Annotated in this window: 12 protein-coding genes; 5 read left to right on the plus strand and 7 right to left on the minus strand. The window is 57.0% G+C overall.

Annotated features, from left to right (window positions below):
* Nucleotides 1-17: 17 nt before the first annotated feature.
* On the minus strand, nt 18-1,835 hold the full coding sequence (locus M3087_RS08860) for a right-handed parallel beta-helix repeat-containing protein (RefSeq protein ID WP_249095065.1): 1,818 nt from the start codon (nt 1,833-1,835) through the stop codon (nt 18-20).
* 23 nt (nt 1,836-1,858) lie between these two features.
* Nucleotides 1,859-3,946 carry a glycoside hydrolase family 127 protein gene (locus tag M3087_RS08865; RefSeq protein WP_262918930.1) on the minus strand — a complete coding sequence of 696 codons (2,088 nt, stop codon included), beginning with the start codon at nt 3,944-3,946 and terminating at the stop codon, nt 1,859-1,861.
* 1,103 nt (nt 3,947-5,049) lie between these two features.
* Here M3087_RS08865 and M3087_RS08870 point away from each other — a divergent pair.
* The 4 genes from M3087_RS08870 to M3087_RS08885 are packed head-to-tail and all read left to right on the plus strand — an operon-like array spanning nt 5,050 to nt 9,802.
* Nucleotides 5,050-5,898 (plus strand): transketolase, encoded by an 849-nt coding sequence (locus tag M3087_RS08870; RefSeq protein WP_249095067.1) that lies wholly within the window; start codon nt 5,050-5,052, stop codon nt 5,896-5,898.
* A 2-nt stretch (nt 5,899-5,900) separates the two neighbouring features.
* Nucleotides 5,901-6,842 (plus strand): transketolase family protein, encoded by a 942-nt coding sequence (locus M3087_RS08875; RefSeq protein WP_249095069.1) that lies wholly within the window; start codon nt 5,901-5,903, stop codon nt 6,840-6,842.
* Between the two features lie 5 nt (nt 6,843-6,847).
* A complete protein-coding gene (gene glpK, locus M3087_RS08880) occupies nt 6,848-8,329 on the plus strand; it encodes a glycerol kinase GlpK (RefSeq protein ID WP_249095072.1) in 1,482 nt (493 codons plus the stop codon).
* A gap of 42 nt (nt 8,330-8,371) precedes the next feature.
* Nucleotides 8,372-9,802, plus strand: a complete 1,431-nt coding sequence (locus M3087_RS08885; RefSeq protein ID WP_249095074.1) for an L-fucose/L-arabinose isomerase family protein — start codon at nt 8,372-8,374, stop codon at nt 9,800-9,802.
* Between the two features lie 119 nt (nt 9,803-9,921).
* On the opposite strand, the gene ilvC is transcribed toward M3087_RS08885, so the two are convergent.
* The 5 genes from ilvC to ilvD are packed head-to-tail and all read right to left on the minus strand — an operon-like array spanning nt 9,922 to nt 15,890.
* Complete coding sequence (ilvC, locus tag M3087_RS08890; RefSeq protein WP_022384082.1) at nt 9,922-10,965, minus strand: ketol-acid reductoisomerase; 1,044 nt, start codon at nt 10,963-10,965, stop codon at nt 9,922-9,924.
* A 38-nt stretch (nt 10,966-11,003) separates the two neighbouring features.
* Nucleotides 11,004-11,747, minus strand: a complete 744-nt coding sequence (locus tag M3087_RS08895) for an acyl-[acyl-carrier-protein] thioesterase (RefSeq protein WP_022384081.1) — start codon at nt 11,745-11,747, stop codon at nt 11,004-11,006.
* Between the two features lie 15 nt (nt 11,748-11,762).
* Nucleotides 11,763-12,314: an acetolactate synthase small subunit gene (ilvN, locus tag M3087_RS08900; RefSeq protein ID WP_022384080.1), complete on the minus strand. Its 552-nt coding sequence runs from the start codon at nt 12,312-12,314 to the stop codon at nt 11,763-11,765.
* A gap of 18 nt (nt 12,315-12,332) precedes the next feature.
* A complete protein-coding gene (gene ilvB, locus M3087_RS08905; RefSeq protein WP_249095077.1) occupies nt 12,333-14,030 on the minus strand; it encodes a biosynthetic-type acetolactate synthase large subunit in 1,698 nt (565 codons plus the stop codon).
* 54 nt (nt 14,031-14,084) lie between these two features.
* Nucleotides 14,085-15,890, minus strand: coding sequence for a dihydroxy-acid dehydratase (gene ilvD, locus M3087_RS08910; protein WP_249095079.1), 1,806 nt, complete (start codon nt 15,888-15,890; stop codon nt 14,085-14,087).
* A 619-nt stretch (nt 15,891-16,509) separates the two neighbouring features.
* Between ilvD and M3087_RS08915 the strand changes: the two genes are divergently transcribed.
* Complete coding sequence (locus tag M3087_RS08915) at nt 16,510-17,382, plus strand: MBL fold metallo-hydrolase (RefSeq protein ID WP_249095082.1); 873 nt, start codon at nt 16,510-16,512, stop codon at nt 17,380-17,382.
* Nucleotides 17,383-17,524 lie beyond the last annotated feature (142 nt).

Genomic DNA, 17,524 nt, shown 5'->3' on the forward strand with positions numbered 1-17,524 from the left:
GTGATTGTTCGATTGGCTTATCTTTCAATTGGTCGGAGCAGGCCGGCTCTCGCCTTGATGCTGTCGCTGACCATCGGTCCGTTGTTCTCCCACACATTGCCTGGTCCGTTGGCGTTCTTGAGGAACTTCTCCCCTTCGGTCCAGTTGTCCTTCACGGTGATGAACGACGACCCCTCGTCGGTGTAGAGATAGAACCAGTGGTTCGGGTCGTGCGCATAGCCGGGCGTGTAGATGCTGTGCACCACGTTCTCCACCACGTAGCTCTTGGGCTGTGCACCCAGGGTGTAGATGCCCGCGGTGTCATACATGTGCTTGGCATAATGGTGAATCAGGTTGGCACGCACGACGTTGTTGCGCATGCAGTTCACCGTCTGTGTCCAGCCCCAGCCCAGGCTGATGCCGGTGTAGGAGACCTCGTTGATTTCGTTGTGCTCGATGGTGATGTCCGCCACATAGCCTGCGGCAATCGCCACGCAGCCCCAGTCCTCGTTGGTCACGTCGGTGAAGAGGTTGTTGCGGACGGTCTGGAAGGTACAGAGCTCCCGACGGTCGGCAGGGTCATAGGGCTGATGGGTCTCGTGGGCTGCCGGCGAGAAGCTGCCCACCACCAGACCGTTGCCGGCAATGTCGCGGAAGAGACAGTCCTCCACCAGTCCGCCTCTCGTGCCTTCCACATAGTCCAGTCCGGTAGAGCCCAGGTGCTCGAAGTCGCAGCCCAGGAAGTCGATGCCGTCGGCAAAACGCACGCTCACTGCCGTACCGGGACGTCCCAGCCAGCCCTGATTGTCCAGCTTGTGGTTGTTGTAGTTGCGAATCATCTTCGGGGTGATGCGGTAGCCGTCCGTCATGTACATACCTGCCTGCAGGGGCACATGTCCCTGCAACGAGGGACGCATCCACGTGGTGTAGTGGAAGTCCACGTTCCTGAACTGCACGTTCTGCACCGGACGGTCGATGGTGCCCAGCACCTGTACCAGTGTCTCCACTGCCGGGACGACTGCTTCCGCCGAACGCATGTCCTCGCCTTCACGGGGATAATAGTAGACCTTGCGGGTATTGATGTCGTGATACCACTCACCGGGACGGTCGAGCAGCTCACGGGCATTGGTCAGATAGAACGCCGAGTTATGTCCGTCGGTAGTGACCATCGGACTGGGCCAGGGATGTTCGAACTGGATGCGGCTCTCCGGGTCGTGGAAACGCACACCTGCCGAATCGCCACGCACCTCGATGGACTTGATGCGCAGGTTCGCCACGCACCACATCTCGTGGAGCACCATCTCGGCATAGGGTGCCTTCATCACCTTCTTCACCGCCTCGGCAGGCACCCAGAGCACCCGCTCCTGCTTGTCGACACTGCGGATGCGGTACATCTGCTCAAAATCGTCCACATCGCGGGCACGGACGGCTTTCACCCCGTTGACCCACAGCTGGCGGAAGTCCAGCGGACGTCCGTTGAACGTCGGCACGTCTGCCACCCACAGCTTGCCCTGCCGCTTCCACCCCGTCAGGGTCACACCTCCGCTGATGGAAGCACCGTCCTCTCCCTGGATGACGGTCGGGGCAGCCGCCGTCCCGCTGTCCTCCGGACGGATGAACACCGGCTCATAGACCGCATGTACGCCCGCGGCCAGGTGGATGGTCACCCCGTCTTTCACCGAGGGGTCGTCCAGCCGACGCAACTCGCGTGCCTGGCGCAAGGCAGCCGTCAACGTCGCCTTCGGCTGTTCCTTTGTTCCGTCGTTGGCATCGTTGCCACGGGGCGACACCCAGATGTCGGCAGCCGACAAGCTGACACTTGCCGACAGCAACACAATCGATAAGAAATGTCTCATAATATATTTAAGGTAGTTAAGTTTCATTTTGCCAACGGCATCCACACCGTCATCTCCGACTTGCCGCGGTTGCCCCAGGCGAAGTAAGGAATCAGGCGGATTTTCACCGTACGGTCAGCCTTGCCCACCTCCCGGTAGAGCACATTGTCCCATGAAGCCTCGTCCATCAGGCGTGCCTCACCGTCGAGGGCAATCATCTTGCTGCCGTCAATGGTGATTTCCGTCGGGGTGAACTGAATCGTGGAGGGAATCAGCACGTCGTCGATGCGGCGTCCGTCAGCCACATCCATGCCTTCCAGACAGTAGACCAGCGGACCACGCTTCACCACCACCTGGTTGCGGGTCTCCTCCACCAGCGGGTTGGACTCCATCAGCTTCACACGCATCTCCATGTCGAGTTCCACCACGTCGCCCTTCTTCCAGACACGGTTGAGTGTGGCATACGTATTCGCCTTCACCGGCACGTCGACCACCTCTCCGTTGACCTTCACCGTGGCACGGTCACACCAGGCAGGGATACGCAGGTGGAGCGCCATCTCCTGCTTCTTGGGGACGGCACGGAAGGTCAGCATCACCTTCCCGTCATAGGGATAGCCCGTCACCTGAGACACTTCCAGGTCGTGCTTGCCCAGCTTGGTCGTCAGTTCGCTCTGCCCGTAGAGGTTGCACCACAGGGCATTCTCGCTCACGGTGTAGGCATAGTTCTGTGCTTCGCAGATGGTGCGCAGCGTATTCGGCGGACAGCAGAAGCAGCTGATGTACTCCTGACGTTCGCGCGGCCAGCGCAGGGTATAGGGGAAATCGTCGCTCAGACGCAGGGGGTTGGTGTAGAAGTAGCGTTTACCGTCGAGGCTCACCCCGCTCAGCACGCTGTTGTAGAGTGCCGTCTCCACGATGTCGGCATACTTGGCGTCGCCCGTGCTCTCGAGCATCCGCCAGTTGAAGAGCATGTTGCCGATGTTGGCACAGGTCTCGTTGTGCGCCGTGCTGTTGGGCAGCTGGTAGGCACGTCCGTAACTCTGATGCACCTTCTGGATGCTGTCAGGCTCGTAGCAGGTGCCGTCGGGCGATGTGCCGTCATAGAGCGCCCCACATGCACCGGTGACATACATCTTGCGGTTGACGATGTCGTTCCAGATGCTCGTCAGGTTCTTCATCAGCTGCGCCTCTCCGGTCTCGGCATACACGTCAGCCACGCCGGCATAGAGGTAGTTGGCGCGCACGGCATGTCCCATGGCATTGTATTGTTCACGGAAGGGGATGCGGTCCTGATTGTCGTCGGTCCCGTTCTCCACCATGCCGCGGATGTCAATGAGGTTTTTCGACAGCTCCAGGTAGCGGGGATTGCCCGTAGCGCGGTACATCTCCACCACGCCCATGTAGTGCGACGGGCAGATGGCGTTGCGTGCCAGTTCGGCTGACGCTGTCTCATAGAAATGGCAAAGGAAATCGGTCGCCTTGATGGCTGCGTCAAACAGGGTACGCTTACCCGTGGCGCGATAGTGGGTGATGCCCGCCATCATGAGGTGACCCAGGTTGTAAGTCTCGAAGTTCAGTCGGTTGGCAAAAGCCCCCTTCTCGTCTTCCGCTCCGACCTTTGTACCGATGACGGTCTGGTCGCGGTGTTCGCTGTGTGTATCGATACCCTTGTTTCGCTCTTCGATGATGACCGGTGTGTGGATGTATCCATCGGCACGCTGTGCCTTCACCACCTGTTCGATGAACTTGTCCATCAGGGCATCCAGTTCGGGGTCTTTGTTGACGGCATAGACGGCAGCCACAGCCTCCAGCCATTTATACATGTCGCCGTCGTGGAAGGGAGGTCCCCAGTGTTCGCCCTCACACGTTCCGGCAGCGATTTCGAAATTACGGAAGCCGTGCGAGATGTCCGGATTGCTCCAGGTTGCCCACATGCTCTGCAAGGAAGTGTTGCTATAGACATTGAATCGTTCCCCCCAGAAGCCTCCGGTCCACTTCACGGCACCGAGGGGTGTGTTAACCATTTTCGCATACTTACTGTACGCCATATCAGTCAGTCCGCCTGTTTGTGAAAGGGCAGCCCCGACTACGCACGTAGCCAGTGCGACTGTAGAGAATAGTCTTTTTATCATAGTATTATAGTATTAGTTTCATAGATTAACGTGCAAATATATAATAAAATATATGGATAAAGGAAGCATAAAAGGATTCTTTTGTTCTTTTCTTTACTTTTCGGGATAGATGGATGCCACGGACGTTGCTCCGCCTGCCTCTCTGCTCAAGTTATTGTTGCGCCCGTCAATCTTAATTGTTATGTGCGGCGTGGGGAAGGATGGTGATTGGACGGAATTGGGCATCGCGAAGTACCCGACATTTTGATGCTATTTTAGGTTAAACGCTTGACAAAATCAGCAAATACGAACTTTCCATCTAACGCGTATTTTTGAAAAATAGAGCCTTCCAGCGAAAAGTGCAAAAACCGTTTAACAATCATATTCTGGAATCCCTATTCATTTTTATCAAATTAGAGTCATGAATGATATTTTAACCTTCAAACTATATTGTTTGACGTGTCAAACACTTGTGTTTGGAGTGTGAAACAATATTGTTTGACGACCCAAACAATATTGTTTCATCCGTCGAACACTTGTGTTTTATGCTTTGAACACATTATTTCGTATTACAAAACATTCTTTTAGTTCCTTTCACCTCTATTTTGTCGACGAGCCGAGCGTTTTCAAATGTGTGATTTAGCAAAGCAATTACTCTCTTTAGCATTCATTCGGACATCATTTGAAAGGACAGGAATGCCTTATGCCACCAAACACCAAGGGGAAGTGTCATTGTGTATTTCGCGAATCGCCCGAGAATGGCAATTTTTGCCACCAGCTCCTGGTTGGATGCGAAGGAGGGCCTTCTCAAGCGATTCGTTTGACGTTTTGACACTTTGACAATCTGTACCCACTCTGGAGAGCAGTCACCATCTGATTCGGCGAACGCACCGAAGTAAACGCAAGGTGCATGAGACGGCGCTCTCACCTTCAAACGTACTTTTTCACTGCAAAAAGAATACATGACAACAGACAGCCAAACCGATTCCTTTTTCCGCTTCTTCGCGTCACAAGGCTTTTTTGTAACAAACCGTGACAATTTTTTGAAGCTGAACAAATAAACATTACTTTTGTATCGAATAACCCTGTTAACAGCAAATTCTATTACTTAATATACTCGTACTATGAACAATCAACCGAGCATTCCGGAGCTGACTCTGAAATGCGAACAAATCAGAAAACGATTGGTCGAAGTGGTTTACAAAGCCAAAGCCGGACACATCGGCGGCGACCTCTCCAGCCTCAATGCCTTGACGGCACTCTATTTCCGCATCATGAACGTTGACCCCCAGAACCCGAAGATGGACGGACGCGACCGCTTCATCATGAGCAAGGGACACTGCGTGGAGGCTCTCTACTCCGTGCTCGAAGCAAAGGGTTTCATCACCAAGGAGTTGGTGGACACTTACGGGGAATATCTCTCGGTACTGGCTGGACACCCCACCATCGAGGTGCCGGGCATCGAGTTCAACAGCGGCGCACTGGGACACGGACTGTCCATCGGTGTGGGCTGTGCCATCGCTGCCAAGATGGACGGCAAGCCCTACCGCACCTTCGTCCTGATGGGCGATGGTGAACAGGGGGAAGGCTCCATCTACGAGGCTGCCATGGCGGGCAGCAAATACAAGCTCGACAACCTCGTGGCTATGATTGACCGCAACGGTTTGCAAATCAGTGCACCGACGGAAGACGTGATGCCCATCGAACCGATACGCGACCGCTGGGAAGCTTTCGGATGGGATGTGCATGACATCGACGGCAACGACATGGGCGCCATCGTCCGTACACTCGAAAACATCGATTACACCAACGGCAAACCTCACCTCGTGATTCTCCGCACGACCAAGGGATTCCACGTGTCGCTCATGGAGAACATCCTGAAGTGGCACCACGGCGTGCCCACGGCGGAGGAGTACGACCGTGCCATCACCGAGATCACAAACCGCATCGAAGAACTTAAAAAGAACTGTTAATCATGGAAATCAAGAGTGTTGCTTGCCGCAAGAGTTTCACCGACGCACTGGTGGAACTGGGCAAAAAAGATAAGAATATTGTAGCCGTCACCACGGACGCACGCGGTTCGGTGACGCTGACCGACTTTGCCAAGGAGCTGCCGGAACAGTTTGTGGAATGCGGCATCGCCGAACAGGACGCCGTGGGCATCTCTGCCGGACTGGCTTCCTGCGGCAAGAAGGTGTTCGTCTGCGGTCCTGCCTGCTTCTATGTAGCCCGAAGCCTGGAACAGGTAAAGGTCGACGTTGCCTACTCCAACCAACCGGTGAAAATCCTCGGTGTGAGCGGGGGTGTGGCATACGGCGCACTGGGTGCCACCCACCACAGCCTGCACGACATCGCCGTTCTCCGCACCTTCCCCGGCATGCAGGTGGTGCTTCCGTGTGACGCACGCCAGACCCGCAAGCTGGTGGAACAGCTCGTCGACTACCCGCACCCGGTCTACGTCCGTGTAGGGCGCAACGCCGTGCCCGATGTCTATGAGAACGACGACTTCGACTACGAAATAGGCAAGTCCATCCAGCTCCAGGACGGCCATGATCTGACCATCATCGGTACCGGTGAAACCGTCTACCATGCACTGGAAGCCGGCAAGCGGCTGGCTGCTGAGGGCATCAGCACCCGCGTCATCGACATGCACACGCTGAAGCCTGCCGACACCGAGGCCATCGTGAGAGCTGCCCGCGAGACGGGACGCATCATCACCGTCGAGGAGCACAGCATGTTCGGCGGACTGGGAGGCATCGTGGCAGAAACGGTCGTACAGTCATGCCCCGTGCCCATGCGCATCCTGGGCATCCCCGACGAGAACGCCGTGCACGGCAAACCGCTGGAAATCTTCCACTACTACAACCTCGATGCCGAAGGCATCTACAACACGGCCAAGGACTTCGTAAACGCTTGAGACTTATGAGATACATCATAGCCATCGACCAAAGTACGTCAGCCACGAAGGCGGTGCTGTTCGACGAGCAATGCCGCCTCATCGACCGCAAGAACGTGGCGCACCACCAGTACTATCCGCAGGCAGGATGGGTGGAGCACGATGCCGAGGAAATCTACCGCAACACGGTGGAGGCCATCCGTCGGCTGATGGAAGGACGGACGGACGCCGACGCCTCCTACTCGCTCGCCATCACCAACCAGCGCGAGACCGTCGTGGTGTGGAACCGGCTCACGGGCAAGCCTGTCTGTCATGCTGTCGTGTGGCAGTGCCAGCGTGGAGCGGACATCTGCGAGGACCTGAAGCAACGGGGCTACACCGAGTTCATCCGCGAACGCAGCGGCCTGCTCATCGACCCGTACTTCGCCGCCAGCGGTGCCAAGTGGATTCTTGACAACGTGGACGGCGCCCGCGATGCTGCGGAACGGGGCGAGCTGCTCATGGGTACCATCGACTCCTGGCTCGTCTGGAAACTGACGGGCGGACGGGTACATGCCACCGACTACACCAATGCCTCGCGCACCCTGCTGTTCAACATCCATACGCTGGACTGGGACGACGAGCTGCTGAGCCTCTTCACCATCCCCCGCAGCATGATGGCGGAGCCGCATCCCTGCGACTCTGTCTTCGGTGAAACCACCGTCGAAGGCATCTTCTCCTCCCCCATCACCATTGCCGGAGTTCTGGGCGACTCGCACGGCGCACTTGCCGGACAGATGTGCTTCGAACCGGGAATGGGCAAGGCGACTTACGGCACGGGCTCATCCGTGATGGTCAACATCGGAGAGGAAGCCATCGGTGCTCCCGAGGGACTGGTGACCTCCGTCGGCTTTGCCGCCTGCGGCAAGGTGTTCTACGCCTTTGAAGGCAACATCCACTGCACCGGTGCCACCATCAAGTGGATGGCGGACCAGCTGCGCCTCATCGAGAGCCCGGCTGCCATCGAAGCGCTTGCCGCGGGTGTGCCGGACAACGGAGGTGTCTACCTCGTGCCTGCCTTTGCCGGACTGGGCGCCCCGTGGTGGAACCCGCACGCCAAAGCCATGATTTGCGGCATGACACTCGGGACGGAACGCGGACACGTCTGCCGTGCAGCCCTGGAAGCTATCGCCTACCAGATCAAGGACCTCATCGACCTGATGACCTGCCATGCCGGCATCACCCTGAAGGAACTCCGTGTGGACGGCGGACCGACGAAGAACAAGCTCCTCATGCAGTTTCAGGCAGACATGCTGAATGCCTGCATCAACCGCTCCGACGTGGAGGAAGCGTCTGCCATGGGTGCCGTCGTGATGAACGGACTGGCACGCGGCGTGTGGAAAGACCTGGCCGAAGTGGCTGCCCTGCGTACGACCGACAACCGCATCCTGCCGCAGATGGCGGACGACGAGCGTGCCCGTCTCTATGCCGGATGGGTGGGTGCCGTCCGCACCGTGAACAAACAGTGAACAGACAACCCCATAACAGAACAACTAATTAACTTATAAGGTATGATACAACAAGCTAAACCCGGAAAAGAGACTTTCGGTTTGATTATCGGTACACGCGCCTACTTCAACTCGGAGCTGGCAATCGACGTCCGCAAGACACTGCTCGAACAGCTGGAGAAGGCTGGCTACGGTTACGTGATTCTCGACGAATGTGACACGCCGACGGGCGGTTCGATGGAGACCGTCGAGGACGGAAAGAAGTGCGCCAACCTCTTCCGCGCCCACCGCGACGAGATCGACGGCATCATCGTGTCACTGCCCAACTTCGGCTTCGAGGTGGGCATCATCAATGCCATCAGCCGCGCCGAACTGCATGTGCCGGTGCTGGTACAGGCATGCGATGACCAGAACGACAAAGTGGACCTGGACAGCCGCCGTGATGCCTTCTGCGGAAAGATTTCCGTGTGCAACAACCTCTACCAGTGCGGCATCCCGTTCACGGATACGACCCTGCATACCTACTCCATCCACAGCGAACTGCTGATGAAGGACATCGACAAGTTCGCTGCCATCTGCCGCGTCGTACGCCGGCTGACCCACGCACGCATCGGACAAATCGGTACCCGTCCGCTCGGCTTCAACACCTGCCGCTACAGCGAGAAGCTGCTCCAGGCGAGCGGCATCACAGTGGTGCCCGTCGACATGAGCGAAATCATCTTCAACGCACAGCGCATCGACAACAATGCCGCTGCCCTGAAGCAGAAGATGGAGGAAATCAGCCACTACGCCAAGGTGCCTGCCGCCTACCAGGAGAAGCTGGCGATGCAAGCCAAGTTCGGCCTCGCCGTGGAAGAGTGGATCGAAGCCAACGAGGTGGATGCCACTGCCATCCAATGCTGGGACTCGCTGGAGCAGAACTACGGTTGTGCAGCCTGCGTCACCATGAGCATGCTGGGTGAACACCTCATCCCGTGTGCCTGCGAGACCGACGTCGCCGGTGCCGTGTCGATGTATGCCCTCCGTCTGGCAGCAGGACAGCCTGCCGCCCTGCTCGACTGGAACAACAACTTCGCCGACGACCGCAACAAGTGTGTCTGCACGCACTGCGGCAACTTCCCGAAGAGCTTCGTGAAGAACGACCTCGAACTCGGTCCGCTCGGTGTACTGGGACGTACGCTCGGCAAGGTGAACACCTTTGGCGCCGTCTACGGCAAGTGCACGGAAGGCGACTTCACCTTCTTCCGCATCTCGACCGACGACACCCTGGGCTGCATCAAGAGCTACCTGGGCAAGGGACACATGACCAACGACCCCTATGGCATGGACGGCTGCATCGCCGTGACACAAGTGGACAACCTGCAGCAGTTGCTGAAGTTCATCTGCAAGAACGGTTTCGAGCACCACGTGGCAATGGTGCGCACCGACGTGGTGGACATCCTCCAGGAAGCCATCGACAACTACCTGGGCTGGGACTTGTACGTACATGAATAAGGTTCCCGCCGGTCAGCCCCGACGTCTGACCGACTGAAACACTATGGAAAACGCCTGCCGGAAGCACAAAGCTTGTACGGCAGGCGTTTTTTCGTATCAACAGGTTTTCAACGAGGCGCTCAGTTGTTCTCGGGACGGAGCTTGCGGACCACGGCACCGGTCTGCCACATCTCGCTCTCACGCAGCTGACGGAGTTCCTCGTTCAGCTTCTCGCGGTAGTCGGGCTGTGAGTTGGAGTCGATGGAGCGTTGTGCCTCCTCGCCGCTTGCCACGGAGTTGTAGAGTTTCTCAAACACGGGCTTGGTGGCATCGTGGAACGGACCCATCCAGTCGAGTGCGCCACGCTGTGCGGTGGTCGAGCAGTTGGCATACATCCAGTCCATACCCTTGGCTGCAAAGAGCGGCATCAACGACTGGGTCAGCTCTTCAACCGTCTCATTGAATGCCTCCGAAGGGGTGTGACCATGCTCGCGCAAGGTCTCGTATTGCGCCAGGAGCAAGCCTTGGATGGCACCCATCAGGGTTCCACGCTCACCGGTCAGGTCGGAGTACACTTCGCGCTTGAAGGTGGTCTCGAACAGATAGCCCGAACCGACACCGATGCCGAGGGCGATGACACGTTCCCAGGCACGACCCGTAGCATCCTGATAGATGGCGTAGGACGAGTTCAAGCCGCGTCCTTCGAGGAACATCGTGCGCAGAGAGGTACCCGAACCCTTGGGTGCCACCATGATGACGTCGACGTCGGCAGGAGGAACAATGCCCGTACGGTCGCTGTAAGTGATGGCGAAACCGTGAGAGAAATAGAGTGCCTTGCCGGCTGTGAGGTGCTTCTTGATGACCGGCCAGCAAGCTATCTGGGCGGCATCCGACAAGAGAACCTCGATGATGGTCGCACGCTCGCAGGCCTCTTCGATGCTGAAGAGGGTCTCACCCGGTACCCATCCGTCTGCCACTGCCTTGTCGTAAGTCTTGCCGGGACGCTGGCCGACGATGACATTGAAACCATTGTCACGCAGGTTGAGCGACTGGCCGGGGCCCTGTACGCCGTAACCGATGACGGCGATGGTCTCGTTCTTCAATACCTCACGCGCCTTGTCCAAGGGAAACTCTTCACGGGTTACAACGTTCTCGGTAACCCCTCCAAAATTCATTTGTGCCATTTTACTGAAATGTTTTAAGTATGTGTTTAATAATAGAGTCAATCGAATCTCACTTTGCTGCGGCAGACCACGTCACCGCCGTTCTTGCGGACCTCGATGTCGTACTCGCGCTCACCGGTCTCGTCGCGGAAGAATGACAGGGTGTCGCCGTAATAGCTCTCGGCGGAGTATGCCATCTCGAAACGCTTTATCCGCCGCTCCCGGAACGTCTCCATCGGGAAGAGGTCCAGGATGTGCTCGATGTACTTGATGCTGTTCACATGTCCGTTGATGTCAATGTCGCTGTAGAGGGCACGGTGCTCGCCGACGGCTTCCTGACTGGTGACCTTGATGCGCCCGGGCTTCTGGATGGGGCATTCCTTGTCACTGCAGATGTAGTCGGTGATGTGGCCTCCGTGAAGCGTCAGCAGGTCAGCGGGCTTCCGTGTCTTCATGTCAATCATTGCCCAGATGGAACGGGCATACCCGACGGGATTCCCCCCGGCATCGAGGATGGCAAAGTTACGGTCGGTGAACAGACGGTAGACATTCTCCACCCACGTCTGTATGGAGAACGACTCATACTGCTCGGGCATGCGCTCCAGCTCGATGGCCAGACGGGACAAGACCCAGGTGTAGTGGTTGTCGTTGAGCGTCTGCATGCCGAACCCGCGCTCCTCGGCGTGGAAGCCGGCACAATTGAGCAAGTGGTTACCCAGTACGCCCATCGTCAGCCGTCCGGTGAAGTCGACATGGAACGGTTCTGCCACGAAGTGATACTTTCCTATTTTCTCTGTACTCATAACTGTATGTGATGTTTATTGGATGCAGCGGCGATGCTTCTCCGCCCGTTCGTCCAGGTACTCGTTGACGCGCTCCACGCAACTCTTCGTGATGGCGACACGTCCCGAACGGACAAACTGGAGCACACACCCCAACGACTGAAGCTCGCTGTTGAGCGCCGTAATCTCGTCGCTCATACCGGTCTTCTTCACGATGGAGTAGACGGGGTTCACCTCCACGATGCTGGCTCCGTAACGCCGGATGACCTTCGAGATGTACGAGTCGCTCTCCAGCTTCGGGGTCGACAGCTTGTAGAGGGCTATCTCGTGGTAGAATATCTCATCGTCGGTGAAGTAGTGAGCCTGGATGACCTCAATCTTCTTCTCGATTTGCTTGACCACCTTCTGGATGGTTTCTGCATCGACCCACGCCGTGATGGTGTACTTGTGCACACCCTGGATGGACGAAGCGGACACGTTCAGGCTCTCGATGTTGATTTGCCGACGGGTGAACACCGCCGTTATCTGGTTGAGCAAGCCGGCGATGTTCTCCGAATAGACGATTAGTGTATATAAGTTCTTTTCCATGTGTTCGGTCCTCCTCTCTTAGCATTCAAGCAACATTTCGTTGACCGTTCCTCCCGGGGGAGTCATCGGCAACACGTTCCCTTCTTCAATCACTGCCACCTCCAGCAGGAACGGTCCGTCGGTGGAGAGCATCCGTCCGATGGCTTCCGCCAGGTCCTCCCGACGCTCCACCAGCTGCGAGGGGATACCGTATGCCTCGGCAATCTTCATGTAGTCGGGGTTGAGCATCGGGGTGAATGAGTAGCGGCGTCCGAAGAACATCGCCTGCCACTGGCGCACGTTGCCCAGGTAGTTGTTGTTGAGCACCACGATTTTCACCGGTGAGCCCTGCTCCATGATGGTGCCCAGCTCCTGAATGCTCATCTGCAGACCGCCGTCGCCCATGAAAGCGAACACCGTACGTTCGGGGGCGCCGAAGGTGGCACCGATGGCAGCAGGCAGGCCGAAGCCCATGGTGCCCAGTCCGCCCGAGGTCACGATGCTGCGTTTCTGTGCATAGTTGAAGTAACGGGCAGAAAGCATCTGGTTCTGACCGACGTCGGTCACCAGGATGGCATTGCCCCCGGCAGCATCGCTCACGGCGCGTGCCACCTCACCCATCTTCAGAGGTCCCTCCTTCGGGTATACCTCCGACTCGATGACATGGGCATACTCCTGCTCCTCGTAGGGCTTGAAGCTCTCTATCCAGTCGGTGTGACGGGCTTCACTGACGCGCTCGGTCAGCTGACGCAACGTCTGCTTGCAGTCACCCAGGACAGCCACGTCGACAGCCACATTCTTGTTGACTTCCGCCGGGTCGATGTCCAGGTGGATGATTTTTGCCTGACGGGCATAGGTCTCCAGGTTGCCCGTCACCCGGTCATCAAAGCGCATGCCGATGGCGATGAGCACGTCACACTCGTTGGTCTTCACGTTCGGTCCGAGGTTGCCGTGCATGCCCAACATGCCCTTGTTCAGCCGGTGTCCGGTAGGGATGTCTGACAGACCGAGCAGCGTGGCACCGCAGGGGATGTCCGCCTTCTCCAGGAAGGCGAGCAGCTCCTCCTGTGCATTGCCCAGCTCGACTCCCTGCCCCACCAGTGCAAACGGGCGGCGGGCAGCATTGATGAGCCGGGCAGCCTCGTCGAGCGAAGCCTCGTCGGTGTCAGGCACGGGGACATAGCTGCGGATGTAGTCGATGTCGACCGGTTCGTAGTTGAAGGTCTCCACCTGTGCGTTCTTGGCAAAGTCGAGCACGACGGGACCCGGACGTCCGCTGCGGGCAATGTAGAATGCCTTCGCCACCGCCATGGGCACGTCCTCGGCACGGCGTATCTGGTAACTCCACTTGGAGATGGGCTGCGTCACGCCCACGAGGTCCACTTCCTGAAAAGCATCCGACCCCAGGAACGAGGTTCCCACCTGACCGGCAATGACCACAATAGGTGTACTATCTATCATGGCGTCGGCAATGCCCGTCACCGTGTTCGTCGCACCGGGACCGCTCGTCACCAGGCAGACACCTACCTTGCCCGACACACGGGCGTAACCCTCGGCAGCATGGGCAGCCGCCTGTTCGTGGCGTACCAGGATGTGGTTCAATTGTTCTCTATGGCTGTATAACGCATCAAAGGCGGGCATGATGGAACCACCGGGATACCCGAAAAGGGTCGTCACTCCCTGATGTTCCAGCGAACGCATCAATGCTTCAGCACCGGTTATTCTTTCTTTACTCATAGCTGTAACTTCTTCTCTCGTTTAATCTACGTCGTTAGTAGTGGGCAGGGGAATTCAGTCCTCCACCATTCTCACGCCTCCCTTGTCGGCTGAACTGACCATGCTGGCGTATGCACGGAGCGCCTTCGACACCCGGCGGTCGCGCGTCACGGGGGTCATGGGGCGTGCCGCCAGTTCCTCGTCGCTCAGACGGACGTTGATGGTGCGTGCCGGGATATCTATCTCGATAATGTCGCCATCGGTCACCTTGCCGATGTTGCCTCCGGCAGCCGCTTCCGGTGAGATGTGACCGATGCTCAGGCCTGACGTACCGCCGCTGAAGCGTCCGTCGGTGATGAGTGCACACTCCTTGCCCAGGTGTCTGGACTTGATGTACGACGTCGGGTAAAGCATCTCCTGCATCCCCGGTCCACCCTTGGGACCTTCGTGCGTGATGACCACCACGTCGCCGCTCACCACCTTGCCACCCAGGATGCCTTCGCAGGCAGCCTCCTGGGAATCGAAGACCTTTGCCGGACCGGAGAAACGCCAGATGCTCTCATCCACACCTGCCGTCTTCACCACACAGCCGTCCTGGGCAATGTTTCCCTTGAGCACCGCCAGACCGCCATCCTTCGAGTAGGCATGCTGCAGGTCACGGATGCAGCCGTTGGCACGGTCGGTGTCCAGTTCCCCATAGGTGGCATCCTGTGAAGCAAAGCGGATGTTGAAGCGGTTGCCCGGAGCACTCGTGTAGATGCGCCGTGCCTCGTCACTGACGTCCGCCCGGCTGATGTCATAACGTTCGATGGCCTCGCCCAGCGTCAGCCCGTCCACCCGGGAGACGGACGTGTCCAACAGTCCGCCCTTTGCCAGCTCACCAAGGATGTTGAGGATGCCTCCGGCACGGTTCACATCCTGGATGTGGTATTTCTGCGTGTTCGGCGCCACCTTGCACAGGCAGGGTACACGGCGTGAAAGCATGTCGATGTCGTCCATCCGGAAGTCCACTTCCCCCTCATGGGCAATGGCGAGCAGGTGGAGCACCGTGTTGGTAGAGCCTCCCATGGCGATGTCGAGCGTCATGGCATTGAGGAACGCCGCGCGGGTAGCAATGTTCCGCGGAAGGACGCTCTCGTCGCCCTCGTCATAATACTTATAAGCATTCTTCACAATCAGCGCGGCAGCATCCTTGAACAACTGGCGCCGGTTGGCATGGGTGGCGAGGATGGTTCCGTTGCCGGGGAGCGCCAACCCGATAGCCTCGTTCAAGCAGTTCATTGAGTTCGCCGTAAACATGCCCGAGCAGCAACCACATCCGGGGCACGCATGCTGCTCGATGGTAGCCACGTCTGCATCGCTCACCGACGCATCGGCTGACTTGATCATCGCGTCAATCAGGTCCAGGTGCTGCCCGTCCCATTCTCCCGCCTCCATCGGTCCTCCCGACACGAACACCGTGGGGATGTTGAGCCGCATGGCAGCCATGAGCATCCCCGGCGTAATCTTGTCGCAGTTGCTGATGCAGACCATGGCGTCCGCCTTGTGCGCGTTCACCATATACTCCACGCTGTCGGCAATGAGGTCACGCGAAGGCAACGAATAAAGCATCCCGTCGTGCCCCATGGCAATGCCGTCATCGATGGCGATGGTGTTGAACTCGGCAGCAAAGCAACCCAGCTTCTCAATTTCCTCCTTGACCATCTGCCCCACTTCGTGCAGATGCGTGTGTCCGGGAACAAATTGAGTAAAAGAGTTGACTATCGCAATGATGGGCTTTCCCATCTGTTCACGTTTCATCCCGTTTGCCACCCAGAGAGCCCTAGCCCCTGCCATGCGGCGACCTTGCGTACTAATGGCGCTACGTAGTTGATGTTTCATCGTTCTAAATGCTTTACGCGGTTCCTATAATTGAAAGAGCCTTCCCCATAACTGAGAAAGGCTCTTTCCACAAATATATTCATGACAGCATGACACGCGGCCTTTCTCACGGTCTTGATGGAATCACCACGACGTGAATCAGAATGACTGACAATACTAGGCTGACAATAATCATGCTTGTATACATAATCCTGTGTATTGGGTTGTTCAATTGTTAACGGAGGCAAAGGTACAGTTTTTTCCACAACAAGCAAACAAAATGAATATTTTTTGCGCATAAAAATAGACATTCGTAAGAGAAGTCTCATTTTCTAAACAATATTATCACATCCACCCCTTCTCTGAATCGGGGAACAGCCCTCCCTGCTCCGTCTTCTCCATCCGACGCCTTCTCACATTGTCACCCTTTTTCCGTTTCCACTTGACAAAAAGAGAAAAAGCAACTTTCCAGCTAACACGTGTTTTTTGGGGAATCGCCTGAGAAGGGCCTCGTTGCGCTCCATCCCGGCTTCGGATGCGAACAAGCGATTTTCAGAGGAGAGGGAGCATTTGACGATTTGACAATTTGCAATCTATTGGCATTCTTACTATTTTCGCTTCCAATCAAACCGACAAAGCCATGAAACAACGTATCACGAGATGCGTATGGGGTGTCATGGTCTTCGCCCTTACGCTGTCCGCCTGCGGCGGAAAGAACCAGAAGACTGCAACAACAAATTTCTCAACAGATTCCATCATGCCCAACGACACACTGAACGAACTCCGAATCGACAGCGTCCGCCTGAGCTGGCTCAAGGACAATGCCGGTGAACGGCTGATGCCCCGCACCTTGTTTCCGGATGCACCGGACAGCCTGATTGACAGCCTCGGGTTGCAAGACGGCATTCCGGCAAGCGTCGGCACTTTTCTCGTGGAGACGAACGGATGTCTCATCCTCTTCGACACGGGAAACGGTACACCCGACAGCCGCTTGCTCCCGGAACTGAAACGACGTGGCATCTCACCCGCAGACATCCATTATCTCTACCTGACTCATTTTCATGGCGACCACATCGGCGGCATGATGCAAGGCGACAGTGTCGTGTTCCCCAACGCGGAAGTCTATGCTTCACAGATGGAATATGATGGTTGGATGAACATGCCTGAGGAGAGAAAGGCTCAGGTCGTCAAGACAATGGAGGCATACAAGGAACGGCTTCACCTGTTCAACTTCGACGATGTACTGCCGGGCAACGTAACCGCCCTGAATGCCATCGGTCACACTCCGGGCCACACCGCCTTCCAAGTCGGACGTCTGCTCATCGTAGGCGACCTGATGCACGGCACCGCCTTGCAGCTGCTCCGCCCCGACATTTGTGCGACTTTTGACATGGACCAGGAGGCAGCTGCTGCCACACGGAAACGTATCCTGCACTATGCCAAAGAGAATGGTCTGACCCTGGCAGGCATGCATTTCCCGACTCCGGGATGGATCAAAGGGGAAGGAAAATAACATTCAAGCCATCGCTTGAAAGAATATACCCATAAAACGCAAAAAGCCTCCGCAACACTCATGCTGCGGAGGCTCTGCTTTCAAAACGGCGACTACCTACTCTCCCACTTGCGCAGTACCATCGGCGTGACGAAGCTTAACT

The sequence above is a fragment of the Mediterranea sp. ET5 genome (genome assembly GCF_023337025.1).
Classification (GTDB): domain Bacteria; phylum Bacteroidota; class Bacteroidia; order Bacteroidales; family Bacteroidaceae; genus Phocaeicola_A.

What these genes read in the sequence shown, in the direction of transcription:
- M3087_RS08860 (WP_249095065.1), bottom strand. Translation starts at nt 1,835, where the DNA reads ATGAGACATTTCTTATCGATTGTGTTGCTGTCGGCAAGTGTCAGCTTG.
- M3087_RS08865 (WP_262918930.1), bottom strand. Translation starts at nt 3,946, where the DNA reads ATGATAAAAAGACTATTCTCTACAGTCGCACTGGCTACGTGCGTAGTC.
- M3087_RS08870 (WP_249095067.1), top strand. Translation starts at nt 5,050, where the DNA reads ATGAACAATCAACCGAGCATTCCGGAGCTGACTCTGAAATGCGAACAA.
- M3087_RS08875 (WP_249095069.1), top strand. Translation starts at nt 5,901, where the DNA reads ATGGAAATCAAGAGTGTTGCTTGCCGCAAGAGTTTCACCGACGCACTG.
- glpK (WP_249095072.1), top strand. Translation starts at nt 6,848, where the DNA reads ATGAGATACATCATAGCCATCGACCAAAGTACGTCAGCCACGAAGGCG.
- M3087_RS08885 (WP_249095074.1), top strand. Translation starts at nt 8,372, where the DNA reads ATGATACAACAAGCTAAACCCGGAAAAGAGACTTTCGGTTTGATTATC.
- ilvC (WP_022384082.1), bottom strand. Translation starts at nt 10,965, where the DNA reads ATGGCACAAATGAATTTTGGAGGGGTTACCGAGAACGTTGTAACCCGT.
- M3087_RS08895 (WP_022384081.1), bottom strand. Translation starts at nt 11,747, where the DNA reads ATGAGTACAGAGAAAATAGGAAAGTATCACTTCGTGGCAGAACCGTTC.
- ilvN (WP_022384080.1), bottom strand. Translation starts at nt 12,314, where the DNA reads ATGGAAAAGAACTTATATACACTAATCGTCTATTCGGAGAACATCGCC.
- ilvB (WP_249095077.1), bottom strand. Translation starts at nt 14,030, where the DNA reads ATGAGTAAAGAAAGAATAACCGGTGCTGAAGCATTGATGCGTTCGCTG.
- ilvD (WP_249095079.1), bottom strand. Translation starts at nt 15,890, where the DNA reads ATGAAACATCAACTACGTAGCGCCATTAGTACGCAAGGTCGCCGCATG.
- M3087_RS08915 (WP_249095082.1), top strand. Translation starts at nt 16,510, where the DNA reads ATGAAACAACGTATCACGAGATGCGTATGGGGTGTCATGGTCTTCGCC.